Source organism: Nocardia sp. 852002-20019_SCH5090214 (genome assembly GCF_001665865.1).
In the GTDB taxonomy this organism is placed as follows: Bacteria; Actinomycetota; Actinomycetes; order Mycobacteriales; family Mycobacteriaceae; genus Nocardia; species Nocardia nova.
On record NZ_LZMK01000272.1, the window covers coordinates 1 to 794 of the forward strand.

Annotated in this window: 1 protein-coding gene; it reads right to left on the reverse strand. The window is 66.4% G+C overall.

What is annotated here, in order from left to right:
- Positions 1 to 53: 53 nt before the first annotated feature.
- Positions 54 to 794, reverse strand: a 741-nt coding sequence (locus tag A5780_RS43180) for an acyl-CoA thioesterase domain-containing protein (RefSeq protein ID WP_082976435.1), incomplete at its 5' end; no start/stop codon positions are given.

Below are 794 nucleotides of genomic sequence, written 5' to 3' on the forward strand. Positions count from 1 at the left end.
TCGCCAGGCTCGCTCAGCCGGAGATGCTTCCTCACCCGTGAAGCACCCGCCGGTTACTCGCCGCCGAATGCGGCGCTGGTGGTGGCGGCGAAGTCGATTTGGCGTCGTGCGTTCGACAGTGTGCTGACCACGGAGGTGCCGACCGGGCCGGTGCGGTCGTAGAGGGTGGCGCTGCCGATGGACACGCCCGCCGAGGCGATGGTGTTGTCGGCGCGTAGTCCGAGTTCGCAGCCGATCGGCAGACGCGAAAGCGCCACGGTCACATCGGCGTTGATGTAGCCGGCGCCTTCGGTGCCCCAATGACACACGTGGTTCGTGGAGTCACCCAGGATCGCTGCGCGCTGGAACCCAGTGATCGGTTCCCCGGCGACCAGTGGTGGCAGGTTCTGCCAGAAGATTTTGCGGTCGGCGTTTTGATTCGCCGCGAAATCCTCGGACCAGTCGCGATCGCCGCTCTTGAACAGCGGCGGCGTCCCGCCGGGCACAGCACTCTCCTGCGGCGGAACCGGCAGCGGTTCGTCTCGGCTCCAGAGCTGGCCAGGCGGTTCGGTCCCGGTGGTGAGGAAAACGGCTGTCGCCCTCACACGTTGCTGACCGTCTTGCGACAGTGCCGCGTCGGCAACAGTGATTCGAGATCCTCGACGGACCACCGTGCTGCGCAGATCGAACGCGGCGTTGTCGACCGGTTGATACAGGTCGACTGTGAGTCGAGCGGGGATGAAGCCCTCCGGGCAGTGGGTCTCGAGTTCCCGGGCGAGCATGCCGGCCACGGCTGTTCCGCTCAGTTTGGTCGG